Source organism: Curtobacterium sp. PvP017 (assembly GCF_054060195.1).
Map to the genome: position 1 here is coordinate 130267 of NZ_JBSSCY010000004.1, position 25036 is coordinate 155302.

A 25036-nucleotide genomic window follows, 5' to 3' on the forward strand; every position below is an offset into this window, starting at 1 on the left:
GCCGCGGAACCGGGTCAGCCGGGCGCGGGTTCCGGATCGGGCTCACCCGGAACGGGCTGCGACGGCTCGGGGTCGGGTGCCGGCGCCGCTGCGATCCGTGCGCTCGGCGGGTTCGGGTCCTTGTGTCCATCGACGATCGCGGCGACGTACACGAGGCCGGAACTGATGGAGCTGTCAATCACGGGGAGATTCTGGGGGTCGTAGTCGGCCGCGGTCCCACAGTCGAGCGAACCAAGCAACGTGCGTGTGCAGATTGTGACGCTGTAGGCCGTCGGCTGGACACCGGCGTTCTGCGGCGCCGCGCTCACCGTCACCTGGGTGCCAGCGGTCATCGAATCCGGCAGCGTTGCCCGCGTCTGGACCGGACGGAGCCCGTTGACCGTGGTGCCGTCTCCGCAGAAGTTCGAGGTGCCGTCGGCACACGCCACCACGGTCACGTTCACCGCAGAGCCGAAGGCCACGCCGCTCACCCACGAACCGTTGGCGCCGAACGACACGAGGCCGCCGCCGTTCACCGAGTACGCGTAGTGGTCGATCGATCCGTTCGGGCTCGCCTGGGCGCGCGGGTTGCGGATCCGGATCGCGTAGGTGCCGTCGTCATCGCTGAACTTCTCCACGGCGATGTCGGCGGACGCGGTACCCGGTGCCGCGTAGCCCTGGACGGACGCCGCACGGCTCGGCGTGCAGAACAGCCCGTTGTCGGCCAGTGCGACGTACTGGAAGTTCCCGTTCGAGCTCAACGTGTCCGTCGCGCTGCTGCCGTCCCACTTCTTGTCCGAGCCCGTCGTCGTGCAGCCGCCCGGGATGTCGACGCCGGGCGGGTAGCGGACGATCGTGAGCGTGCGACCGCTGCCGGCCCAGTCGCTCTCGGACGCGCTCAGCGCGACCGTCGTCTTCCCCGGGGACTGGTCCCGCGTCGCGTTCAGGGTGGGGGCTGCGGGCGTCCCGACGGCCGTGCCCGTGGCCGACCCCGAGTTCCACTGCACGACCGTGCCGTTGCGGTCGGCGTCGTTCCGGGCCGAGATCGTCACCTTGTACTGCGCGGCGCTCTGGGCTCCGGTGAACGAGGTGCTCGTCGCCGTGCCGGTGTGCCGGGTGCCGGACAGACCCGGCCCCTCGATGGTCACGATGTAGTCGTCGACCGCGCTCCCCCGGTTCGGAGCAGCCACGGCGTTCCACTTGACGTCGAGCTGGTTCGGCGTCGACCTGCTCGGCGTCACGGTGATGCCCTTCGGCGGTGCCGGCACGAAGTCCGCGCTGATCGGGGCGGAGCGGCCCGACGGCTTCGAGTCGCCGATGGCGTTGGTGGCGATGACCTGGAACCGGTAGGACGCCTTCGGGTCGAGCCCGGTCAGGGTGCACACCGTCGCGGTGCCGCAGTTCTTCGACACGCCGTCGGTGCCGGTGACGCGGTACCCGGTGATCGGCGAGTTGTTGCCCTGCGGGGTGGACCAGGTCAGCGTGGCCTGCCCGCCGTCGTAGGACCCGGTACGGGTCGGTGTCCCGGGAGCGTCGGGGACGTCCTGCACCGAGATCGTCACGTCGCCCCACACGTACCGGTCCGGGTCGTTCGTCGCGTCGGCGACCTGGTACTGCAGGTGGGCGTCCACGGGCTTGGCGCTGTCGGACACGCGGACCTGCAGGCGGGTGCGGTCGGCGCTCGGCGTCACGGAGACACCGCTCGGCAGCCCGCCGGACAGACCGCGGATGTTCACGACGCGCAGCCGCTGCCCGGGGAACGGGTTCGTCGGCTGGTCGTTGGTCAGGACGTCGATGGTGGTCGTCGCGCCGCGCTTGGTGATCGAGCGGTCGGCGCCGGGTTGCACGAGCGGCCGGGTCGAGGCCACCACCCCGACGGTGACGGTGCCGGCACGACCGGCGTTCGCGTCGTCCTGCACGCCGATGCCGATCGACGCCGTGGTGTTCTTCTTCGCGGTGTCGGCGACCGTGATGGTCAGCTGCTGCTTGGAGATCGTCGCGGTGGTGCCGGCCGTGGGACGACCGACGACGGAGTAGCGCAGCTCCGGCAGGTCCTTCGGGTACGGGTAGTCGGTGAGCTTCGTCAGGTCGACGGTGCGGGTCTCGCCCGGCTGCATCTCGACCGCCGAGCCGGTGAACGCCGGCGGCTGGTTCGACCGTGGCGTCACGGTGACCGGCAGCACGAGGGTCGCCACGCGGCCCTTCCCGCCGTTGGCGGCGGACCCGTCCGTGACCTCGAACGAGATGGACGCGTTGCCGTAGTAGAGCTTCGACGACGTGAACTGCAGCGTCGACGAGTCCACGACCAGGCTCTGGCCGTTCGCGTGCGTCGCCTTCACCGTGCCGCGGTCCGTGATCGTCGCCGTCTCGCCGTTCGCGGTGACGACGTAGTCCTCGAGCGGGATCCGGACGGTGGCTTCGCTCTTCACGGTGACGGCGCCGGCCGAGCGGTTGATCTGCGGCAGGGCGTCGTCGAACCCGGGCACGTTGATGAAGCCGTAGGACACGATGTCGGGGTGGTCGACCCGTGCGACCGAGAACGGGATCACCTGGGACTCGTCGGTGAGCCGGACCGTGATCCGTCCGTCGTCGGTGAGCCGTGCGGTGTCGCCGTAGCCGTCGACGACCCCGACCTGCAGATCGGCGGCGGTGCCCTCGGCGAAGAAGACGTTGTCGAGCACGTCGACGGTCACGCTCTCACGCCGCAGGATGTCCTGCAGGTCCAGGGTGGTGTCGTCCACCTCGGGACGGAGGGGCTGCGCGTCCGGGTCGACGGTGACGGTGAGGAACGCGGTGCTCGACCCCCCGCTGGCGTTCGCGACCGTGTAGAGCACGGCGTAGTCGCCCGACCTCGCGGCCTTCGGGGGTGTCACCCGGATCTGCTGCTTCCGCAGGATCTTCGCCGACACGTCGTCGGCGGTGGGCTCGGCCGCCGACACGGTGAGCTGGCCGCCCTCGGGGTCGGAGTCGTTCTGCAGCACCCGCACGGTCACTGAGCCGCCGGGTCGGATCGTCACGTGGTCGGCCTCGGCGACGGGGTTCGACGCCTGCTCGGCCCGTGGCGCGATGCCCACGCGAACGGTGCCGGTGGCGCGTGCGCCGAGGGCGTCGACCACCGTGTAGGTGAACTCGTCGGTGCCGGCTGAGTAGTCGCCCGCCTCGTAGGTCAGTGCGTCGGAGGCCACGTCGGTGACCGAGCCCTTGTCGGGGTTGGATCCGACGCCGACGAGCTGCACGGAGTCGCCGTCCGGGTCGATCCCGTTCAGCGGCACCGTGATCCGCACCGACGAGCCGGCCACGACCCGGGCGGTGACCGTCTGCGGCACCGGCGGGTTGTTCGTCGCTGCGTCCCGCTCGCGCACCGAGATCGAGACGGCCGCGTCGGCGTACTGGCCGTCCGGACCCGCGACGCGGTAGACGGCCGTGTAGTTGCCGGGGGTCTTCGGCGCGAGGTAGCGCAGGTGGTCGCCCGAGGCGAACAGCAGACCGCCGTCGCCGGGCACGTTCTGCACGAGTTCGGGCTCGAGGGTCAGGGGTTCGCCCTCGGGCTGGGTGTCGTTGTCGAGCACGTCGATGTTCGCGACGTCACCGACCCGGACGGTGGCGCTGTCGGGCTGGGCCACGGGCGGCTGGATCCGGTCGGGCTTGGGGATCTCGACGACGGTGATCGTGCCGGTGGACGACGCCAGGCCGTTCGTCTCGGTGTAGCCGAACGACACCGGCCCGTCGAGCGGTGCGGTCAGCGTGACGCGCACGGTGTGCTGGTCGAGGATGCTCGCCTGCACGCCACTCCCCCGGACCGGACCGTCGAGGGCGGTGACGAGCAGCACGCCGCCCGCGGGGTCGATGTCGGTCGCGGTGACGTCGGTGTCCTTGGTCGACAGCGTGTTGACGAAGACCGTCTTCGGGGTCGTGATGGGGGCGGTCGAGGCGTCCGGGGGCGCGAGCACCGTGACGCGGACGATGCCGCTCGACGTCTTCACGCCGTCGGTCACGGTGTACTCGAGCTGGTGGTCGCCGGCGCTCGCGCCCTGCACCCGGAAGGTGCCCGCGTCGTAGCTCGGGGTGACCGTCAGGCCCGACGCCGACGACACGCTCGTCAGGGTCACGGTGCCGTTGCCGCCGCGGACGTGGTCGAGCGGTTCCACGGTGAAGGCCTTGCCGGCGTAGCCCTGCACCGGGAACGGGTCGGCACGCAGGGGCACGCTGCCCTGCTTCGCGACGTGGACGGTCACCGAACCGCGGCCGTCGGCACGTCCGTCGCTCACGACGAGCTGCACGGCGCGGTCGCCGGTCCGTCCGCTGTCCGCCCGGAAGTCCAGCAGGCCGTCCGGTGTGGTGGACACCCGGTCGCCGTCGGAGGCGGTCGCGGACTTCAGGTAGACCGGGTCACCGTCGGGGTCGACCCAGTCGCCGAGCACGCTGCTGACGACGTGTCCGTTCTGCACCACGTCCGCCGAGGTGTCGCGCACCTGCCGCGGGGCTTCGTTCTGCGACTCCGGCCGGACGCTCACCCGGACGGTCGCGGTGTCCGATCCGCCGTTGCCGTCGGTGATCGTGTAGGGGAAGGTCACCGTGCCGCTCGCCCGCGACGACAGCGTGACCTGCAGTCGTTGACCGTCCCCGACGATCGCCACGCGACCCGCCGACTCCGGGAAGGACCCGACCTCGCTCACGATGATCGGGTCGCCGTTCGGGTCGTAGTCGTTCAGCAGGACCGGGAGGCTCGTGGTGCGTCCGGGACGAGCGCCCAGGTCGTCGTCGACCGCCACCGGCGGCTTCTGGTCCTTGTCGACCTCGGGGTCGTCGTCGGAGACCTGCTCCTGCTGCTGCTCGTCGTCCTGCTTGATGAGGTCGGCCCAGTTGTCGATGAGCTGGCCGCTGCGGTCGATCGCCCAGGACCGCCCGCTCGCGGGGTCGTTCGCGACGATCGTCTGCCCGTTGTGCAGGATCTGCAGCGTGCTGGTCCCGCCGGTGCTCGCGAGCCGCTGGAGCGCGTTGCCGTCGCAGGTGTCGATCGCCTGACCACCGGCCCACGCCGCGTAGGTGCAGCTCCCGTCGACGTACGGTCGCGCCGCACGGCCGGACACCTGGAGGGCCGTGGCGTCGACGGAGCCCGAGGCGCTCACGCGCACGAGCCCGGCGGTCCCGGCGACGGTGACGTCCGACGAGGTGTCGGACGATCGCTGGAGCGCGGGCGACGCCCCCACCCGGTCTCCGAGCTCGACCGTGCGGCCGTCGATCGACAGGGCACCGCTGGTGCGGTCGAGCACGGCCAGGTGCCCGTCGAAGGTCGCCACCTGGAAGTCGTCGGTGCGGTCCATGTCGACCTTCCACCGCTGGTCGACGGAGAGCGTCGACCCGACGTCGACGAGCGACGCGGTGCCGGTCTTCGCCGAGTACACGGCGACGTGTCCGTCCGAGGCGTCGAACACGGTGTCCGCCCCGAGCGTCAGGTCGGCCTTGGTCGAGGCGTCGAACTCGGTCAGGTCCGCAGCGGGCGTCGCCCAGAGCTCGCCGGTGTCCTGGTTGCCGATCACCGCCGTGTCGCCCGCGAAGAAGACCTGGGGTGTCCCGGCGGGCAGCGTCACGGCATCGCCGACGGTGGCGTCGGCGACGTCGACCTTCGCGACGGTCCCCTTGGTCTGGTCGACGCTGTAGACCATGGACCCGCGCTGCAGCACGGACAGGTCGTCGCTCGCGGTCTCGACGGCGGTGTTCAGCTGGAGGACCCCGGTGTTGGCCCGGCCGACCGCTCCGTACTCCGCAGAGGGCACCCAGACGGTGCCGTCGCCGAGGTCGACGCGCTGCGTGTGGTACCCGGTCGAGACGATCGCCGTGGTCGCGACGACCGCGGCGACCAGGACGGAGACCCCGGTGGTGACGGCGGCGGAACGGTGCTTCGCGACGAGCGCGCGGATCACCCGGCGCTCCCGACGGTCGCGCACTTCTGCGCGCTCGCGGCGCCGGTCTTGCCGTCACGGTTCACCGCGACCGCGATGCACTCCTCGTCACCGCGTTGGCCGGAGACGACGAACGTGGTGCCGGTCTGCTGGCTGGACGACCCGTTCGACGAGATGACGTACGTGTCGCCGCTCCGCAGCCCGGGGTCCGCCCACGAGAAGGACACCGACTCCGCCGAGGTCTGCGCGCGGACGTCGGCGACCACGGGGATGGCCCCGGCGCCGAGTCGCCCGACGACGACCACGGTGGCGATGGCCAGGGCCGCGACCACGACGACGGTCAGGGACGTCGCCCAGACGAGCGTCGAACGGGTGCGGCGACGCGCACGCGTGACCGACCCGGTGCGGTGGACCGTCCCGACGCTCTGCGAGCCGCCGGCGACCACCCCGCCCTGGACCGCACGACGCGTTCGGCGCCGGGCACCGACCCGTGACGGCGGCTGGAGCTCGCGGATCATGGTCCGGTCGCCCTCGGGCGCCGGGGTCGCGACGGCCCAGGCCTCGACCGCGACGTCGGCGGCGGTCTGCGGGATCCCGAGCTCGGCCTCGACCTGCTGGAACCCGCGCACCAGTTCGAGCACGGTCGTCGGCCGCGACGGCACCTTGCGGGACAGCGCGGTGGCGAGCAGACGTTCGAGCGACGGCGGCACGTCGGTGCGACCGGTCGGCTTGACGCCGCCCTTGTCGATCCGGGCCATCAGGTCGCTCGCACCGTTCTTGCCGCCGCGGACCTCGAAGGGGCTGCGGCCGGCGAGCAGCGAGTACACGGTGGCGGCGAGGGAGTAGACCTCGGACTGGATCGTGCCGCGGGACTCGTCGATGAGCACCTCGGGCGCCGACCACGGGATCGACATGCCGACGGGCTCGTCCGGGTCGGTCCCGCCGATGGTGGCCGCGATCCCGAAGTCGGACAGGACGGGGTTGCCGTACGCCGTGAGCAGGATGTTCGACGGTTTGATGTCGCGGTGGAGCACGCCTTCGCGGTGCGCGGTCTCGAGGGCGGACCCGATCCGGATTCCGATCGAGAGCACCTCGGACACCGGGATCGGCTCACGCCGGTAGCGCTCGCTGAGCGACGAGGAGCAGAGCTCCATCACCAGGTACGGACGGCCGTCCGCCGCGACGCTCGCCTGGAACACGGTCAGGATGGACGGGTGGGTGCTGAGCCGGGCCATCAGGTTGGCCTCGGCCTGGAACATCTGTCGGACGCGGTCGTCGACGACCTCGTCGAGCAGGACCTTCACCGCGACCTGACGGCGCGGCATGTCCTGCTCGTACAGGAAGACGTCGGCGAAGCCACCGGAGCCGAGGACGTGCACGGGGCTGAACCCGCCGATCACCGGCGGGTTGGACGGCAGGCGTCGAGCCATCGTCGTCTCCTCCCCGGCCGAGCGGCCAACTCTCTCGTCGTGGCACAGTCATTGTACGAAGCGCCGATGACCGTCGATCCGCCCACCGACCGCCTGTGGACGGGTGCACTCCCCCAGTTCGGGGGGTCCTGACAGTGGTCAGTGCCGCGGGAGCGTGTCCTCGAGGTCGCCGTCGTCGGGCGCGGCATCGACCTGGAGCACGACGACGGTGACGTTGTCCCGACCGCCGGCGACGACCGCGTCGCCGACCAGGCGTTCGGCGAGCTCCTGCGCGCCGGCTTCCCGCGCGGCGATGCGGGCGATGCCGGCGTCGCCGAGTTCCTTCGTCAGTCCGTCGGAGCAGACGATGTAGCGGTCACCCGCGCGGAGCGGCAGCGTCCACCAGTCCGGTGCCGGTGGCTCGCCGAACCCGACCGCGCGGGTGATGACGTTGCTGTCCGGGTGCTGCTCGGCGTCCTCGGCGCGCAGCAGGCCGGCGTCCACCATCTCCTGCACCACGGAGTGGTCCACGGTGACGCGTCGCAAGACGCCGTCCTCGATGCGGTAGGTCCGGGAGTCGCCGACGTTGAAGACGAGTGCGGCGGGCTGGCCGAGCGACGCGACCAGTGCGATGCCGGTGACGGTCGTCCCGGCGCCGATCGCGTTGCCACCGGCTGCGCGTTCGATGTCGGCGGTGGCGAGCAGCAGCGCCCGCTGTATGCCCTGCCGCGAGGTGAAGGACTCCTGCGTCACCTGCTCGAGCCGACGCACGACGGCGTCGCTCGCGCGGTCACCGGCGAGGTGACCGCCCATGCCGTCGGCGACGACGAAGAAGGGCGCCCCGACGATGTAGCTGTCCTCGTTGTGGTCACGCCGACGACCGACGTCGGTCGCGGCTCCCCACGAGAGCGTCAGGGTGGCACCGTCGGCACCGGGGACGTCGATGGCGTGCGCAGTCGCTGCTCGGCCGAGTTCGGTCACGTTTCAGGATCGCTCTCTGGGGGGTCGGGGCGTGCCGGGTGCTGTCTGGTCGGTGGGCCACGGGGGAACCGGTGGGAACCCGTCCGCCGTCGGTGCGACCCGGAGGTACGGCGACAGGACCTCGATGGCGTTGCCGTCACCGACCTCGACTACCGTACCCGTCAGTGCGACGATCGACGCACCCGATGCCATGCGGTACACCGGCGCGCCGGCCGGTCGGACGACGGTGCCGTTCGTGGACCGGAGGTCCTGCACGACCACGGCTTCGCCCTCGGCGTGGATGCGGACGTGCGAGGACGACACCTGCCCGTTGGCGGAGCGCACCGTCACGAGTTCCGGTTCGGGGCCGCTGGTGATCCGCGGCAGCGACGGGCGCCGCCCGATGATCACCGGGTGGTCCAGTCGGAAGGTGCGGTCGCCGATGCGGACGGACGGCACACGCGCCGCGGGCGCGGCAGGGACGGACGGGAGGCCCGGCACGGCTCCGACGGGCACGCTCGGTCCGGCGGTGCTCCGGACACGGGCGCGGACGATCGTGTCCTCCGGGTCGGCTCCGTCGACGGCCGGCTCGCCGTCGGGCGCCGACGGCTCCGTGCGCGGCCGGATGACGGTGTCGCCGAACAGGTCGTCGACACGGTCGCCGCCGCCCGTACCGTGGGGTCGACGGATGACGGTGTCGTCGATGTCGTCGTCGCGCAACCGGAGCCCTTCGGATGTGGTCCCATCCACCGTAGACGATCCGGTCGACCCGTCACACCGTGTCGTCCGACGTGCGGGTGACCGGGGCCGGGGCCGGGGCCGGGGCCGGGGCCGGGGCCGGGGCCGGTCACGATCGGCGCCGGTCACGAGCGGCGCCGGTCACGACGGGGGTCACTCCACGTCGGGGAGCTACCGGCCAGCACGGAGCGCAGGACCAGGCCGGCGAGCGGGTCGTCTGCGCAGGTCTCGAGGGCGTAGCGCGCACGGGTCTCTGCTCGGGCCGACGACCCGAGCGCCCACGCGCACCAGGCTCCGAGCGCGAGCGCACCGGCGGCCCCAACCGCGCTGTCCCCCAGCCGGTCCTCGGCGCGCCAGACCCGCCACGCCTCGGCACACCGGTCGCCAGCCGTCCGCACACGGTCGCGGTCCGGTCCGGGCCCGAGACCCAGTAGCGCTGGCGGCACGGGGCCGTCGGACGGGTCGAACCCGCGGACCGACCGTGGATCCGGCAGATCGCGTGCCACCAGGAACGGCACGAGGGCCAGACGTGTCGCGAGGGCACCACACGCCGTGACGATCGCGATCGCCCCGGTCCTGGTGCAGGGGCCAGCGCCGGGCGCGACCAGCGATGCCGCGGCCGCGGGCAGTGTGACCGCCGCCGCGATCTCGCGAGGGAAACGGACTGCGGTCTGGTCGGGGGAACGTACCGTCGAGGGGATCATGCACGCCATCGAAGCGTGATCCGGGCCTCCCGGCAGGCACGAGCCGACCACCTGTGGACAGCACCGCCCCGGCCCGACCTGTGGAGGACGGACCGGGGCGATGGTCAGACGGTGACGGGTTCGAGGCTCTCGGCGACCAGGTCCCACCCGGAGTCGCTGCGCTCGACGACGACACCGTTGGCCGCGGCCCAGTCGACCAGCTCGTCCATGGTCGCGACGACCGCTCCGGTGCGCGCGAGCAGCGCGACCAACCGCCCCTTCGCGGTCTTGTTCCAGTGGTTCAACGCTCGCCGTCGACCGGAGCCGTCGACGCTCACGACGCGCGGGGCGACGGAGTCCGGGACGGGACCGAGCTGGCGGTAGCCCTCCGACCGGAGGTCGAGGACCAGGCCGTCTGCCCGCTCGTCCAGGACCCGGGCCGAGACCGCCGGCCAGTGCGACGCGAGCCGGAGGTTCCCGAGCCGGGAGTCGTGCGACAGCCGGTACGCCGGGATCGGGTCGCCCGCGCCGATCGGACCGAACATCGCCGACTGCACGACCACGTGGTCGAACCACCACGACCGCATCGAGTCGTCGGCCGTCTGCGCACCGAGCGGGTCGTAGAGCACCCCCGTGTAGCGCTCGATCGCCGGCATCGTGCCCGACGTGTCGAGCTCGAGGTTCCGGAACCGTTCGGCGATCGACTTCGGGCCGAGCTTGAGAGCCGTCCTGGCTGAGGACTCCTCGGAACTGACAGAGCGGGCCGCGGTGATCACCGCGGCCCGCTCATCGGCCAGTTCCGGGAACGAGAGTGCACGCAGATCGAGCGTGCGGCTCGTGTCCCCACCCTCCCGCTTCGTCTCCGAAGGCGGGAGGAGGACGGTCAGTCCGGTCAGGACGCCAGCGCGGCCTGCCGCGCGACGATCGTCACCGTGTCGTGCTCCACCGACAGGAAGCCGTCTTCGGCGTCGACCGCGACGGTCGACCCGTCGGCCCGCGTGATGCGGACCTGACCCTGCGCGAGGATCGCGAGCATCGGCTCGTGTCCCGCGAGGATACCGATCTGGCCCTCTGTCGTGCGTGCGACGACCATGGTGGTGTCGCCCGACCAGACCTCACGGTCGGCCGAGACGACGCTCACGCTGAGACCCGCCATGTCAGCGGTTCTCCTTCTGGATCTGTGCCCACTTCTCTTCCACGTCGTTGATGCCACCGACGTTGAAGAACGCCTGCGTCGCAACGTGGTCGAACTCGCCGTCGGCGATGGCGCGGAAGGACTCGATGGTGTCCTTGAGCGGCACCGTGGAGCCCTCGACGCCCGTGAACTTCTTCGCCATGTACGTGTTCTGCGAGAGGAACTGCTGGATACGACGAGCGCGCTCGACCGTGATCTTGTCCTCTTCGGAGAGCTCGTCGACACCGAGGATGGCGATGATCTCCTGCAGTTCCTTGTTCTTCTGGAGGATCTGCTTGACGCGCGTGGCCGTCTCGTAGTGGTCGGCGCCCAGGTACCGCGGGTCCATGATCCGCGACGTCGAGGTCAGCGGGTCGATCGCGGGGTAGAGACCCTGCGACGCGATCTCACGCGAGAGCTCGGTGGTCGCGTCGAGGTGCGCGAACGTGGTGGCCGGAGCCGGGTCGGTGTAGTCGTCAGCCGGCACGTAGATCGCCTGCAGCGAGGTGATCGAGTGACCACGCGTCGAGGTGATGCGCTCCTGGAGCACACCCATCTCGTCGGCGAGGTTGGGCTGGTAGCCCACGGCGGACGGCATGCGACCGAGCAGCGTCGAGACCTCGGAGCCGGCCTGCGTGAAGCGGAAGATGTTGTCGATGAAGAGGAGCACGTCCTGCTTCTGGACATCGCGGAAGTACTCCGCCATCGTCAGCGCCGACAGGGCCACGCGGAGACGCGTTCCCGGCGGCTCGTCCATCTGGCCGAACACGAGGGCCGTCTTGTCGAAGACCCCCGCCTCTTCCATCTCACCGATGAGGTCGTTGCCCTCACGGGTGCGCTCACCGACACCGGCGAACACCGACACACCGCCGTGGTCCTGCGCGACGCGCTGGATCATCTCCTGGATGAGGACGGTCTTGCCGACGCCCGCACCACCGAAGAGGCCGATCTTGCCACCCTGCACGTACGGGGTGAGGAGGTCGATGGACTTGATGCCGGTCTCGAACATCGAGGTCTTCGACTCGAGCTGGTCGAAGGCCGGGGCCTTGCGGTGGATCGGCCAGCGCTCGGTGATCTCGAGCTTCTCGTCCGTGTTGAGCACGTTCCCGAGGACGTCGAACACCTTGCCCTTGGTGACGTCGCCGACGGGGACCGAGATCGGAGCGCCCGAGTCACGGACCTCCTGGCCACGGACCAGGCCGTCGGTCGGCTTCAGGGAGATGGCACGGACCAGGTCGTCACCCAGGTGCTGGGCGACCTCGAGGCCGATCTCCTGCGACGAGTCACCGATGGTGATGGTCGTGAACAGGAGGTTGTACATCTCCGGGATTGCGTCGTGGGGGAACTCGATGTCGACGACGGGACCCGTGACACGGGCGATCCGGCCGACACCGGGCGCCGACGACGTCTCGACCGCGGTGGTTGCGGTGTCGGTCATGGCTGGTGCCTTCCTGAGGGTGGGTATCTGTCCGCGAACGACGCGGACTACTTCTTCTTCGACGAGAGGGCGTCGGCGCCGCCGACGATCTCGGAGATCTGCTGCGTGATCTCCGCCTGACGCGCGTTGTTCGCGAGTCGGGTGAAGTCACGGATCAGCGAGTCCGCGTTGTCGCTGGCCGCCTTCATCGCCTTCTGACGGGCGGCGTGCTCGGAAGCAGCCGACTGCAGCATGGCGTTGAAGATGCGGCTCTCGATGTAGACCGGGAGCAGCGAGTCGAGCACCGCATCGGCGTCCGGCTCGAACTCGTAGAGCGGCAGGGGCTCGTTGCCTTCGGGCTCCTCGACCCCTTCGACGACCTCCAGGGGCAGCAGGCGAACGACCTGCGGCTCCTGCGTCGCCAGGCTGAGGAACCGGTTGAACACGATGTGGATCTCGTCCACGCCGCCCTCTGCGGTGTCCTGGAGGAACTTCGCCACGACGGCGTCGCCGATCTCCTTGGCCGTCGAGAACTCCGGCTGGTCGGTGTTGCCGACCCACTGCTGCTCCGACGCGCGCTCACGGAACGCGAAGTACCCGACGGACTTGCGACCGACCAGGTAGTAGACGACGTCCTTGCCCTCGCTGCGGAGCAGGGAGGCGAGCTCCTCGCCCTGCTTGAGGACGTTCGTGCTGAACGCACCGTTCAGGCCGCGGTCCGAGGTGAAGAGCACCACGGCCGCACGGGTCGAGGACTCCGGCTCGGTGGTCAGCACGTGGTCGACGTTCGAGAACGTCGCCACGGCCGACACCGCACGCGTCACGGCTCGCGAGTACGGGCCGGACGCAGCCATGCGGGCCTGCGCCTTCTGGATCCGCGACGCCGAGATCAGTTCCATCGCGCGAGTGACCTTCTTCGTGGTCTTCGCGGACTTGATTCGCTGTCGGTAGACCCGGACCTGCGCTGCCATCTAGCGACGACCCTTGACGATCTGCTCCTGGTCGACGTCCTCGGCGTCTGCCGCGTCGAACTGCTCGGAGCCGAGGGTCTTGCCGTCGCTCGTCTGGAAGCTCTTCGAGAACTCGTCGATCTGCTTCGACATCTCGGCGACGGTCTCGTCGCTGAGCTGGTTCGTCTCGCGCAGGGTCGTGAGGACCTCGGAGTTGCGACGCAGGTGGTCGAGCAGTTCGGACTCGAAGCGCAGCACGTCCGGCACCGGAACGGTGTCGAGCTTGCCGTTGGTGCCGGCCCAGATCGACACGACCTGCTCCTCGACCGGGTACGGCGAGTACTGCGGCTGCTTGAGGAGCTCGGTCAGGCGGGCACCACGGTCCAGCTGACGACGCGACGCCTGGTCGAGGTCGGACGCGAACATCGCGAACGCCTCGAGGGAGCGGTACTGCGCCAGCTCGAGCTTCAGCGTGCCGGAGACCTTCTTGATCGACTTCACCTGGGCGTCACCACCGACGCGGGACACCGAGATGCCCACGTCGACGGCCGGACGCTGGTTCGCGTTGAAGAGGTCCGACTGCAGGAAGATCTGGCCGTCGGTGATCGAGATGACGTTGGTCGGGATGTACGCCGAGACGTCGTTCGCCTTGGTCTCGATGATCGGGAGACCCGTCATCGAACCGGCGCCGAGCTCGTCGGACAGCTTCGCACAACGCTCCAGCAGACGGGAGTGCAGGTAGAAGACGTCACCCGGGTACGCCTCGCGCCCCGGCGGACGACGCAGGAGGAGCGACACGGCGCGGTAGGCCTCGGCCTGCTTCGACAGGTCGTCGAAGATGATGAGGACGTGCTTGCCGGAGTACATCCAGTGCTGGCCGATGGCCGAACCGGTGTACGGGGCGAGGTACTTGAAGCCGGCCGGGTCGGACGCGGGAGCGGCGACGATGGTGGTGTACTCCATCGCACCGGCGTCCTCGAGCGCGCCCTTGACGGAGGCGATCGTGGAGCCCTTCTGGCCGATGGCGACGTAGATGCAGCGGACCTGCTTGTCCTCGTCGCCGGACTCCCAGTTGGCCTTCTGGTTGATGATCGTGTCGATCGCGATGGCCGTCTTGCCGGTCTGGCGGTCGCCGATGATCAGCTGACGCTGACCACGGCCGACGGGGATCATCGCGTCGATGGCCTTGATGCCGGTCTGCAGCGGCTCGTGCACCGACTTGCGGGACATGACGCCGGGAGCCTGGAGCTCGAGGGCACGACGTCCTTCGGCTGCGATCTCGCCGAGGCCGTCGATCGGGGCGCCGAGGGGGTCGACGACGCGGCCGAGGAAGCCGTCACCGACGGGGGCCGAGAGGACCTCACCGGTACGCGTGACTTCCATGCCTTCTTCGATGCCGGCGAACTCGCCGAGCACGATCGCGCCGATCTCGTCTTCGTCGAGGTTCTGGGCCAGGCCGAGCGTGCCGTCCGCGAAGCGGATGAGCTCGTTGGCCATGACGCCGGGGAGGCCCTCGACGTGCGCGATGCCGTCACCGGCGTCGGTGACGTGCCCGACCTCGGCCGTGGAGGCCTTCGTCGGCTCGTAGTTCGAGACGAAGTCCTTCAGGGCATCACGGATCTCATCGGGGCTGATGGTGATGTCTGCCATGGGATTTTCCTTGTGGTTTTCCGGGGCCCTTCGGCTCCGAGAGGGTGACGCTGCCGGACTCGGCAGTTCCCGTTGTGGACTTGGGAGGAGCGGCTTCGACCGTACGCCTAGCCGGCGAGCTGGAGCCGGAGCTCCGAGAGCCGCGTGGACACGGTGCCGTCGATGACGTCGCCGCCGATCTGCACCCGGACCCCGCCGACGACCGTGGGGTCGACGACCTGGTTGATGCTGATGTCCTTGCCGTAGCGCTCGGCCAGACCGCGTGCAACGCGTGCCGACTGGGCGGTCGTGAGTGCCGTGGCGGTGACCACGGTCGCGACGAGCTTGCCGTCCTGCTCGGCCACGATGCGCGAGGCATCGCGGACGAGTTCACCGATGCGGCGGCCGCGAGGCTGCTGCACGAGCGCGGAGACGATGGTCACGGTCTGCTGCGACGCCTTCGGGCCGAGGAGCCGCTCGACGAGCGCGCCCTTCTGCGCCGGGCTGCCGAGCTTCGTGCCGAGTGCCAGCTCGAGGCCGGCGTCCGAACGGACGGCGGTCTCGAAGGCGAACAACTCGGACTCGATCGGCGAGCCCGGACCCGCGGTGGCGGCGACGGCGCGGATGCCCGCGTCCTCGATGCCTGCGAGCAGATCCTGCTGCGAGGACCAGCGCGAGCCGGCCACCGCGGTCAGGACCGCGCGCGTCGCGTTCGACTGACCGGCGAAGACGCGGTCGATGAGGACCTTCTTGCCGGCCGGGTCGGCCGTCGGGTCGGACAGCAGCCCGAGCAGCTGCGGCGCACCGGCGATCGCACGCCCGGAGGCGAGGATCTCGGCACCCGCGGCCAGGTCGGCGCTCGAACCGAGGTCCGAGAGCACCGCCCTGGTGGACGCGAGTGCTTCTCTGGTAGCGCTGCGCATGCTCAGTGCTCCCCCGTCTTCGTGGCCTGCGAGGCCTCGAGGTCGGCGAGGAAGCGGTCGACGACTGCCGACGACTTGGCGTCGTCCTTGAGCGATTCGCCGATCACGCCGGACGCGAGGTCGAGGGCAAGGGTGCCCACCTCGGACCGGAGGGACTGGACGGCGCTCTGGCGCTCGGCTTCGATCTGCGCCTGGGCGTTGGCCGTGATGCGTGCTGCATCGGCCGCTGCCTGCTCGCGGACCTCGTTGCCGATCGCCGTGGCGTCGGCGCGGGCCTGCTCGCGGATGCGGGACGCCTCGGAGCGGGCGTCGGCGAGCTGCTTGTTGTACTCGTCGAGCGCAGCAGCGGCCTGCTCCTGAGCAGCCTCTGCCTTCTTGATGCCACCCTCGATGGCCTCAGTGCGCTCATCGAGCATCTTCGTGATGCGCGGCGTGACGACACGCCACATCACCACGAGGATGATGAGGAAGGCCACCGCGGACCACACGATGTCGTACACCGGCGGAATGAGGGGGTTGTGCGTCTCCTCCGCCGCGATGATGAGTGCGTTGTGCATCGAGGAACCTTAGTTGGTGAAGATGAAGTACGTGGCGATGCCGATGAAGGCCAGGGCCTCGGTGAAGGCGATACCGATGTACATGAGGGTCGTCAGGCGGCCCTGGAGCTCGGGCTGGCGGGCGACGGACTCGATCGTCTTGCCGACGACGATGCCGACACCGATGGCCGGGCCGATCGCAGCGAGGCCGTAGCCAACCGTCGCGATGTTGCCGTTGATCTCCGCGAGAACGGTCGTTGCGTCCACGTGTTTTCCTTTCGAGGTGCGGGTCCGACGGTCGCCGGTCCCGTAGGGGGTCAGTGAGGAATCAGTGCTCGTCAGCCAGCGCCAGCTGGATGTAGACGGCGGTGAGGAGCATGAAGACGTAGGCCTGCAGCAGCGCGACGAGGATCTCGAAGAAGCTGAACGCGATGCCGAACGCGAGGGTCCCGACGCCGAAGGCCTTGAAGCCGAGCGAAGCGTCGAAGAAGAAGAACTGCGTGGCCGAGAAGAACAGGACGAGCAGCAGGTGCCCGACGACCATGTTCATCAGGAGTCGCAGCGTCAGCGTGACCGGACGGAGCACGAAGGTCGAGACGAGCTCGATCGGCGTCACGATGATGTAGAGGAACCACGGCACCCCGGGCGGGAAGAGCGAGTTCCGGAGGAACGTGCCCGGGTGCTTGCGGAGACCCGCGTAGATGAACGCGACGTAGGCGACGATCGCGAGGATCATCGGCATCGCGATGCGACTGGTGCCGGCGAGGTTCATGCCCGGGATCAGACCGGTCAGGTTCATGAACAGCACGCCGAAGAAGATCGTCGCCAGGAGCGGCAGGAATCGCTTGCCGTCCTTCTCTCCGAGGTTGTCGAAGGTGTTGCGACGAACGACGTCGAACGCGTACTCGATGAACGCCTGACCGCGGTTCGGGACGAGCTTCAGCGCGCGGGTTCCCACGAAGGCGAACACCAGGAGCACGGCGACGGCGAAGAAGCGGATGAGGACGACCCGATCGATCTCGAACGGCGTCCCGGCGAAGAAGATCGCATCCGGGAAGAACTCGTTGATCGACGGACCATGGAACTCGGCGGCCTTGCTGCTCCCCGCCGCAACGGTGTCAACCGCAGCAGAGAGGGACAGGGGAAGAGCGTGGGATAGCAGCGCTGTCTCCTGTGTCGGCGCGCGCACATCATGGCACGCGATGGTGGACGTTGTGGAGGCTTGCCCGCTCCGAGCGAAAGGCTCCGGTGGCGGACTCCGAGAAGCCTATCAGGTGCGAGAGGCTTCCCGGCTTCTCAGTTGCGGGGGGTCGGGTTCTCAGCGTCCGCGGAGCCACCGGCCCCGTCGCCGGGCAGCTGCACGCCGATCGGGATGCGGGCCTTCGCCACCGCGACGACGTCGATGACCAGGGACCCGACGACACCCGCGATGATCACGATCGCGAGCACCGGGAAGTCCACCCAGGTGCGGTCCTTCAGCGCCACGAGCAGCACGATGAAGACGATGAACTTGAGCAGCCAGGTGCCCATCACGATGCCGAAGAAGGCACCCGAGATCATCTGTCCCTTGGAGACGCGCAGCGCGACGAGGACACTGACGGCGGTCAGCCCGAGGAACACGACGCTGAGCACGGCACCGAGCAGGCCGCCGACGAGCCCGGGAGTGTCGGCGACGAGCAGTCCCACGACTCCCCCGACGATCGCCAGGGCGACGGCGAGGACCGCTCCCCAGGTGATGATGCGGCGGAACACCGGCCGGACGTGGTCGAGCGCGTTCGGTGCGGTCACGTGATGTCTCCTGGGATCGTGCGGTCGTTGGCGGCCCGGTCGAGCGGGTCGAGGCTGGCGTCCACCACGGCGGCGGAGCGGTTGGCGGTCTGGGCGGCGATCTCGGTCCGCTTCCGGCCGAGCGGCGCGAACGTGGCGACCGCGCACACGGTGAAGCCGACCGCGACGAAGGTGACCACCCAGTACCAGTCGACGAACAGGAACAGCAGGCACCCGACCGCGACGGTGGCGGTCCACGCGTAGAAGATCAGCACGGCGTGGAAGTGCGAGTGCCCCATGTCGAGCAGGCGGTGGTGCAGGTGCTTGCGGTCGGCCGAGAACGGGGACTTCCCGGCACTGAGCCGCCTGGTGACCGCCAGGCCGAAGTCGAGGATCGGCACGATCAGGATCGCGAAGGGCAGCAGGATCGGGATGAAGGCCGGCAGCAGTGCCTGGCGTGTCTGCACCGCTGCCGGATCGATGTTGCCCGTGACGGACACCGCGCTCGTGGCCATCAGGAAGCCGACGAGCAGGGCTCCGGCGTCACCCATGAAGAGCTTCGCGGGGTGCCAGTTGAGGATGAGGAACCCGAAGCAGGACCCGACGAGCACCGCCGTCAGCAGGGACGGCAGGTTGAAGAAGAACTCGGTCTGCACGACCACGCGGTTGATGAAGAACGTGTAGAGGAAGAACACTCCGCCGGCGATGATCGCGACCCCCGCGACCAAACCGTCGAGTCCGTCGATGAAGTTCACCGCGTTCATCACGAGCACCACCGCCAGCACCGTGAAGATCAGGCTCATGTACGACGAGCCGACCCCCAGGGTGTTCCCGATCGGCAGCGACACGATGGCCACGCCCTGCCAGGCGAGGATGCCCGCGGCGATGATCTGCCCCGCGAGCTTCGTCATCCAGTCGAGGTCCCAGATGTCGTCCGCGACCCCGAGGACCACGATGATCGTCGCTCCCCCGAGCACCGCCAACACGCGGCCCGGCTCGGAGAACACCAGCCGGAAGTAGTCGGTCCCCGCGATCGAGGGGAACAGGAACCACGCCGCCAGCAGCGACACGATGACGCCGATGTACATCGCGATCCCGCCGAGGCGCGGCGTGGGCGTGCGGTGCACGTCCCGCTCGCGGACCTGGGGGTACCACTTGTACTTCAGCCCGAGCTTCCAGACGAGCACGCTGACCAGGAAGCTCACGACCGCGGCGATCGCCCCCGCCAGCAGGTAGTACTTCATCCGACGAGGTCGGCTCCGACGACCCGGGTGATCTCGTCGTCGGAGATCACCCCGTGCCGGACGATGCGGAGCTTCCCGCCGTCCGACAGCCCCGTCGCGTCGACGATCGTCGACCCGGTCGAGGCCTCGAAGCCCTCGTGCTCCCCGATGGCGCCACCGTCCAGGTACACCGCGACGCTGTCCCCGAGCATCCGCTCGGCGGCGTCGACGTCCATCGCGGCCGGGTCACCGGTCGAGTTCGCGGAGGAGACCGCGAGCGGACCCACTTCTTGCAGGAGCTCGAGCGCGATCCGCGAGTCCGGCATCCGCAGGGCGACCGTGCCCCGCGTCTCGCCGAGGTCCCAGTCGAGCGACGGCTGTGCACGCAGGATCAGGGTCAGCCCGCCGGGCCAGAACTCGGCGACGAGGTCGCGCACCTGCTGCGGCACGTCGCTCGCGAGCGCGTCGAGCGTCGGCGGGCCGGGGATGAGCACCGGCGGCGGCGACTGCCGCGTCCGGCCCTTCGCGTCGAGCAGCCGTTGGACGGCGGCCGCGTTGAAGGCGTCCGCGGCGAGGCCGTAGACGGTGTCGGTGGGGACGACGACGAGGTCTCCGCGCCCGAGGGCGGCACGTGCGAGCCGCATCCCGGTCAGGAGCCCGTCGGAGTCGGTGCAGTCGTATCGGGATGCCATGACTCGACGATGATAGTGCGACACAATGGAGGACATCGTGAACGAGACCCCTGCGCCCCACCTCCTGTTCCTCTTCGACATGGACGACGTCCTGGTCCGGTACGACTGGCAGGTGCGGATGGCCGCACTCTCCGAGTTCACCGGACACGAGTTCGCGGAGCTCCGCCGGCGCTGGTGGGACTGCGGCCACGAGATGCGTGCCGAGGCCGGTGGCTTCGCCGACGGTGACGAGTACCTCGCCGCGTTCGAGCGGGCCATGGAGTGCGACGTCCCCGAGTCCGAGTGGGCGCGGATCCGCGGTGCTGCCATGACCGAGCTGCCCGAGCGCATCGAGGCCGTCCGCATCGCGAGCGAGCACGGGCGTGTCGGCCTGCTCACGAACAACGGGCCGCTCGCCGGTCGGTGGATCCACCAGTGGGCCCCCTCGCTGCCCGGGCTGTTCGGCGAGCACCTGGACACGTCGAGCAACTTCGGCGCCCGCAAGCCCGAGCCCGAGGTCTTCCTCCGCGCGGTCGAGCACCACGGCGTGCCCGCCGAGCGCACGTTTTTCGCCGACGACATGCCCGAGAACATCGCGGGCGCCCGGAGCGTCGGCATCCACGCCGTCCTGGTCGAGCGCGACACCGATCTGCGCGAGCACGTCCGCGCCTTCGTCGCGCAGCAGCGCGAGGCCGCCCCCGTCGCCTGACCGACACACCGACCGGGAGGCCCGTGGTGCGTCCGACTACCGCGTCGCGGTGGTCGTGCGGTCGCGTCCCGTCAGGTCGACGTGCGTCTCCGGGGTCCGGAACCCCCGGCGCGCGAGCACGTCGCGGACGCCGGCGCCCTGCGGCTCGGCGTGCTCGATGACGAGCACCCCGCCGGGCACGAGCAGCCGCCACGCCGTCTCGGCCAGGGCACGCACGGCGTCGAGGCCGTCCGGTCCGCCGTACAACGCCATCGCGGGGTCGTGGTCGCGCACCTCGGGATCGATCGGGACCGCGTCGTCCGGCACGTACGGCGGGTTCGACACCACGACGGACACCGTGCCGTCCAGTTCGGGCAGCGCGTCGGCCAGGTCACCCTCGACGAGTCGCACCGTGCCGCCGTGGGCATCGACGTTCCGACGGGTCCAGGGCAGTGCCTCGGGCGAGGCCTCGACCGCGTAGACCACGGCGTTCGGCACCTCGGTGTCCATCGCGATGGCGATCGCACCACTGCCCGAACCGAGGTCGACCGCGATCGGCGCCGGCACCGCGACCGTCCGGAGCGCGTCGATGCCGAACTGCACGACGCCCTCGGTCTCGGGCCGCGGCACGAACACGCCGGGCCCGACCGCCAGGGTCAGCGCGCGGAAGTACGCCTGCCCGGTGATGTGCTGCAGGGGTTCGCGGGTGCTCCGACGCGCGATCGCGTGCCGGAAGCGCTCGACGTGCTCAGCCGCGATGGCGCCACCGGTCATCGCGCGGGCCTGCACGGCGCCGCGCGACGTGTCGGTCGCCCACGCGAGCAGCAGCTCCGCGTCGACCTGGGGTGTCGGGACGCCGGACGCGACGAGCGCCGCGGCCGCCTGCTCGAGCAGGCGATCCGCGGCGTACGTGACGGGCGTGTCGGCGGTGATCGGTGCCTCCAGGGCTACGCGTCCTGGTCGCCGATGGCGGCCAGACGTGCCTCTTCGTCCGCCTGGATGGCGGACTGGACGACGGGCTCGAGCGCACCGTTCATGACGCGGTCGAGGTCGTACGCCTTGTAGCCGGTGCGGTGGTCCGCGATCCGGTTCTCCGGGAAGTTGTACGTCCGGATGCGCTCCGAACGGTCCATCCCGCGGATCTGCGACTTGCGCGCGTCCGAAGCGATCGCGTCGAGCTCCTCCTGCTGCCGCGCGAGGATGCGTGCGCGGAGCACGCGCATGCCGGCCTCACGGTTCTGCAGCTGCGACTTCTCGTTCTGCATCGCCACCGTGATGCCCGTGGGCAGGTGGGTGATGCGGACCGCGGAGTCCGTCGTGTTGACGGACTGGCCGCCGGGACCGGACGACCGGTAGACGTCGATCTTGAGGTCGTTCTGGTTGATCGCGACCTCCTCCGGCTCGTCGACCTCGGGGAACACCAGCACGCCGGTCGTCGAGGTGTGGATGCGCCCCTGCGACTCGGTCTGCGGCACGCGCTGCACGCGGTGCACGCCGCCCTCGTACTTCAGGTGCGCCCAGACGCCCTGCGACGGGTCGGTGGTGTTCGACTTGATCGCGACCTGGACGTCCTTGTAGCCGCCCAGGTCGGACTCGGTGCGCTCGAGGAGCTCGACCTTCCAGCCCTTGGTCTCGGCGTAGTGCGAGTACATGCGCAGGAGGTCGGCCGCGAACAGCGCCGATTCCTCGCCGCCCTCGCCGCCCTTGATCTCCATGATCACGTCGCGTCCGTCGTCGGGGTCGCGCGGGATGAGCAGCCGGCGGAGACGCTCCTGACGCTCCGCCAACTGCTCCTCGAGCCCGGGGACCTCGTCGGCGAACGCCGAGTCCTCGCGCGCGAGTTCCTGGGCGGCGGCGAGGTCGTCCCCCGCCGCCTGCCAGGACTCGTACGCGGACTTGATCTGGTTGAGCTCGGCGTAGCGCCGGTTCACCTTCTTCGCCCGGGCCGCATCGGCGTGGAGCGCGGGGTCCGACAGCTGCTGCGTCAGGTCCTCGTGTTCCGCCAGCAGCCCTGCCACCGACTCGAACACGCGTTACTCCTGGTGACCGTTGTGGTGGGCGCCGCCGGTCGTCGGGACCGACTTCTGCACCTGCACCAGGAACTCGACGTTCGACTGCGTCTCCTTGAGGTTCCGCAGCACGATCTCGAGGGCCTGCTGCGGGTCGAGCCCGGCGAGGGCCCGACGCAGACGCCAGGTGATCTTGACCTCGTCGGCGGAGAGCAGCTGCTCCTCGCGACGGGTGCCGGAGGCGTTGACGTCGACGGCCGGGAAGATCCGCTTGTCCGCCAGGTGACGGTTGAGGCGGAGCTCCATGTTGCCGGTGCCCTTGAACTCCTCGAAGATGACCTCGTCCATCTTGGAACCGGTCTCGACGAGCGCGGTGGCGAGGATGGTCAGCGAGCCGCCGTCCTCGATGTTGCGCGCCGCACCGAAGAAGCGCTTCGGCGGGTAGAGCGCCGCCGAGTCGACGCCGCCGGAGAGCACGCGGCCCGACGCCGGGGTCGACAGGTTGTACGCACGGCCCAGACGGGTGATCGAGTCGAGCAGGAGCACGACGTCGTGGCCGAGCTCCACCAGGCGCTTCGCGCGCTCGATGGCGAGCTCGGCGACCGTGGTGTGGTCCTCTGCCGGACGGTCGAAGGTCGAGGCGATGACCTCGCCCTTCACCGTGCGCTGCATGTCGGTGACCTCTTCGGGCCGCTCGTCGACCAGGACGACCATGAGGTGCGCCTCGGGGTTGTTCTTCGCGACCGCATTGGCGATGGCCTGCAGCACGACGGTCTTGCCGGCCTTGGGCGGCGAGACGATCAGGCCGCGCTGGCCCTTGCCGATCGGCGACACGAGGTCGATGATGCGGGTGCTCAGCTTGCCGGGCTCCGTCTCGAGGCGCAGGCGCTCGTTCGGGTACAGCGGGGTGAGGTCGGAGAAGTCGACGCGGGCCGCTGCCTCTTCGGCGGTCTGGCCGTTGACCGAGTCGACGGTCACGAGCGCGTTGTACTTCTGACGGCTCTGCTGCTCGTTGTCACGGGGCTGCTTGATCGAGCCGACGACGGCGTCGCCCTTGCGCAGGTGGTACTTCTTCACCTGGCCGAGCGAGACGTAGACGTCGTTCGGTCCGGGCAGGTAGCCCGTGGTGCGGACGAACGCGTAGTTGTCGAGGACGTCGAGGATGCCCGCGATCGGGATCAGGACGTCGTCCTCGGTGACCTCGGGCTCGAAGTCGTCGTTCTGGCCGCCACGGCCGCGCTTGCGGTCCCGCTGGCGACGGCTGCGGCCACCCTCGGAGTCGTCGGCGTTCTGCTGGGCCTGCTGGCCCTGCTTCTGCTGACCGTTCTGCTTCTGCTGGTTGGCCGCCTGCTGCTTCTGCTCGGCGCGGTCGTCCTGCTTCTGGTCGCGCTGCTTGGCGTCGTTCTGCTTGGCGTCGTTCTGCTTGGCGTCGGCCTGCTTCTGCTGGTCGCCGCCGTTCTGCTTCTGCTGGCCGCCCTGCTGGTGCTGCTGGCCGTCCTGCTGCGGCTGCTGGTCAGCGTTCTGCTCGCCGTTCTCGGCGTTCTGCCCACGGCCACGACCGCGACCACGGCTGCGACGGCCGCGACGCGAACCGCTCTCGCCCTGCTGGTCGTTCTGGTCGTTCTGCTCGCCGGAGTCGGCGGCAGCGGACTGGTCCTGCGACGCACCCTCGGTGCTCTGCTGGTCGTTCCGCGCCTGCTGGTCGTCCTGCGCAGGTGCCGAGGTCGGCGTCTGCTGGTCGGCCGACTCGTTCGGCTGCTGGGCCTGCTGGTCGGAACCGCGCTGGCCACGGCCGCGACGCTGCCCACCGGTCTGCGTCTGGGCGGCTTCCTGGGCGTCCTTCTCGGCACGCACCTGGTCGAGGCCCGCGAGCAGGTCCTCGGTGCCGGTGTGGCCGGCGTTGGTGTGCTCGGCGGCCGAGGTCGGGCCGGCGTTCACGGTGCCCCCGGACGACGCACGACGCGAACGGCGGGCACGCGACGGCGCGGCCGGCTCGGACTCGACGGCGGGGGCCTCGGGGTCGGCGACCGGAGCGGTCGGCGCCTCGGCTGCGGGTTCCGGCAGCGTCGGCTGCTCGGTCACCGGGGCCGTGACGGGGGTCGCGGCGGGCGCTGCCGCGGCGGGCGCTGCCGCGGCGGGGGCGTCGTCCGTCACGGGGCGCTTGTCCTCGATCGAGGCGATGAGGTCGCCCTTGCGGAGCTTGGAGAGCCCGGTGATGCCGAGCGAAGAGGCGATGCGCTGGAGTTCCGGCAGTCGGAGGGCGCGCAGGTCGCTGGGGATCTCCACCTGGGCGGAGTTGTTGTCGGTCAAGGTCGGTGTTTCCTTTCGAACCGCAGAACGCGGAGAGTTTCCACCGTCCCGGATGCACGGGTATGCA

21 protein-coding genes are annotated in these 25036 nt (G+C 70.1%); 2 read left to right on the forward strand and 19 right to left on the reverse strand.

Annotated features, from left to right (window positions below):
- Positions 1-14: 14 nt before the first annotated feature.
- The 4 genes from ACVKXF_RS09975 to ACVKXF_RS09990 form a co-directional block, all read right to left on the reverse strand.
- Complete coding sequence (locus ACVKXF_RS09975) at positions 15-5903, reverse strand: Ig-like domain-containing protein (protein ID WP_456795608.1); 5889 nt, start codon at positions 5901-5903, stop codon at positions 15-17.
- Positions 5900-7312, reverse strand: a complete 1413-nt coding sequence (locus ACVKXF_RS09980; protein ID WP_456795609.1) for a serine/threonine-protein kinase — start codon at positions 7310-7312, stop codon at positions 5900-5902. The genes ACVKXF_RS09975 and ACVKXF_RS09980 overlap by 4 nt, the downstream gene beginning before the upstream one ends.
- A 138-nt stretch (positions 7313-7450) precedes the next feature.
- A complete protein-coding gene (locus ACVKXF_RS09985; protein ID WP_123312402.1) occupies positions 7451-8272 on the reverse strand; it encodes a PP2C family protein-serine/threonine phosphatase in 822 nt (273 codons plus the stop codon).
- Positions 8273-8275: 3 nt separating this feature from the next.
- Positions 8276-8971, reverse strand: a complete 696-nt coding sequence (locus ACVKXF_RS09990; RefSeq protein ID WP_456795610.1) for an FHA domain-containing protein — start codon at positions 8969-8971, stop codon at positions 8276-8278.
- Between the two features lie 570 nt (positions 8972-9541).
- Here ACVKXF_RS09990 and ACVKXF_RS09995 point away from each other — a divergent pair.
- A complete protein-coding gene (locus tag ACVKXF_RS09995) occupies positions 9542-9712 on the forward strand; it encodes a hypothetical protein (RefSeq protein WP_456795611.1) in 171 nt (56 codons plus the stop codon).
- 85 nt (positions 9713-9797) lie between these two features.
- Here ACVKXF_RS09995 and ACVKXF_RS10000 read toward each other — a convergent pair whose 3' ends face one another.
- The 12 genes from ACVKXF_RS10000 to ACVKXF_RS10055 all read right to left on the reverse strand — a co-directional run bounded on the left by ACVKXF_RS10000 (position 9798) and on the right by ACVKXF_RS10055 (position 19983).
- Positions 9798-10568 carry a YaaA family protein gene (locus ACVKXF_RS10000; protein WP_456795715.1) on the reverse strand — a complete coding sequence of 257 codons (771 nt, stop codon included), beginning with the start codon at positions 10566-10568 and terminating at the stop codon, positions 9798-9800.
- A complete protein-coding gene (locus ACVKXF_RS10005) occupies positions 10565-10828 on the reverse strand; it encodes a F0F1 ATP synthase subunit epsilon (RefSeq protein ID WP_027465776.1) in 264 nt (87 codons plus the stop codon). The genes ACVKXF_RS10000 and ACVKXF_RS10005 overlap by 4 nt, the downstream gene beginning before the upstream one ends.
- A 1-nt stretch (position 10829) precedes the next feature.
- Positions 10830-12284 carry a F0F1 ATP synthase subunit beta gene (gene atpD, locus ACVKXF_RS10010; RefSeq protein ID WP_065959250.1) on the reverse strand — a complete coding sequence of 485 codons (1455 nt, stop codon included), beginning with the start codon at positions 12282-12284 and terminating at the stop codon, positions 10830-10832.
- A 47-nt stretch (positions 12285-12331) separates the two neighbouring features.
- Positions 12332-13234 (reverse strand): F0F1 ATP synthase subunit gamma, encoded by a 903-nt coding sequence (locus tag ACVKXF_RS10015; protein ID WP_123312398.1) that lies wholly within the window; start codon positions 13232-13234, stop codon positions 12332-12334.
- A complete protein-coding gene (gene atpA, locus ACVKXF_RS10020) occupies positions 13235-14863 on the reverse strand; it encodes a F0F1 ATP synthase subunit alpha (protein ID WP_123312397.1) in 1629 nt (542 codons plus the stop codon).
- 107 nt (positions 14864-14970) lie between these two features.
- Positions 14971-15765: a F0F1 ATP synthase subunit delta gene (locus ACVKXF_RS10025; RefSeq protein WP_222657839.1), complete on the reverse strand. Its 795-nt coding sequence runs from the start codon at positions 15763-15765 to the stop codon at positions 14971-14973.
- Between the two features lie 2 nt (positions 15766-15767).
- A complete protein-coding gene (locus tag ACVKXF_RS10030) occupies positions 15768-16322 on the reverse strand; it encodes a F0F1 ATP synthase subunit B (protein WP_123312395.1) in 555 nt (184 codons plus the stop codon).
- 9 nt (positions 16323-16331) lie between these two features.
- Positions 16332-16568 carry an ATP synthase F0 subunit C gene (atpE, locus tag ACVKXF_RS10035; protein WP_027465781.1) on the reverse strand — a complete coding sequence of 79 codons (237 nt, stop codon included), beginning with the start codon at positions 16566-16568 and terminating at the stop codon, positions 16332-16334.
- Between the two features lie 61 nt (positions 16569-16629).
- A complete protein-coding gene (atpB, locus tag ACVKXF_RS10040) occupies positions 16630-17490 on the reverse strand; it encodes a F0F1 ATP synthase subunit A (protein ID WP_333925860.1) in 861 nt (286 codons plus the stop codon).
- A 107-nt stretch (positions 17491-17597) separates the two neighbouring features.
- Positions 17598-18089, reverse strand: a complete 492-nt coding sequence (locus tag ACVKXF_RS10045) for a hypothetical protein (RefSeq protein ID WP_222657841.1) — start codon at positions 18087-18089, stop codon at positions 17598-17600.
- Positions 18086-19312, reverse strand: a complete 1227-nt coding sequence (locus ACVKXF_RS10050; RefSeq protein WP_123312394.1) for an MraY family glycosyltransferase — start codon at positions 19310-19312, stop codon at positions 18086-18088. The genes ACVKXF_RS10045 and ACVKXF_RS10050 overlap by 4 nt, the downstream gene beginning before the upstream one ends.
- Positions 19309-19983, reverse strand: coding sequence for an L-threonylcarbamoyladenylate synthase (locus tag ACVKXF_RS10055; RefSeq protein WP_456795612.1), 675 nt, complete (start codon positions 19981-19983; stop codon positions 19309-19311). The genes ACVKXF_RS10050 and ACVKXF_RS10055 overlap by 4 nt, the downstream gene beginning before the upstream one ends.
- A 37-nt stretch (positions 19984-20020) precedes the next feature.
- Here ACVKXF_RS10055 and ACVKXF_RS10060 point away from each other — a divergent pair, with 37 nt between their 5' ends.
- Positions 20021-20671, forward strand: coding sequence for an HAD family hydrolase (locus ACVKXF_RS10060; RefSeq protein WP_456795613.1), 651 nt, complete (start codon positions 20021-20023; stop codon positions 20669-20671).
- A gap of 36 nt (positions 20672-20707) precedes the next feature.
- Here ACVKXF_RS10060 and prmC read toward each other — a convergent pair whose 3' ends face one another.
- From prmC to rho, 3 genes are read right to left on the reverse strand one after another with little or no spacing between them, the layout of a single operon-like run.
- A complete protein-coding gene (gene prmC, locus ACVKXF_RS10065; RefSeq protein ID WP_456795716.1) occupies positions 20708-21583 on the reverse strand; it encodes a peptide chain release factor N(5)-glutamine methyltransferase in 876 nt (291 codons plus the stop codon).
- 14 nt (positions 21584-21597) lie between these two features.
- Complete coding sequence (prfA, locus tag ACVKXF_RS10070) at positions 21598-22680, reverse strand: peptide chain release factor 1 (protein WP_111083862.1); 1083 nt, start codon at positions 22678-22680, stop codon at positions 21598-21600.
- Positions 22681-22683: 3 nt separating this feature from the next.
- Entirely contained in the window at positions 22684-24969 is a 2286-nt protein-coding gene (gene rho / locus ACVKXF_RS10075; RefSeq protein WP_456795614.1) for a transcription termination factor Rho, read from the reverse strand.
- Between the last annotated feature and the right edge of the window lie 67 nt (positions 24970-25036).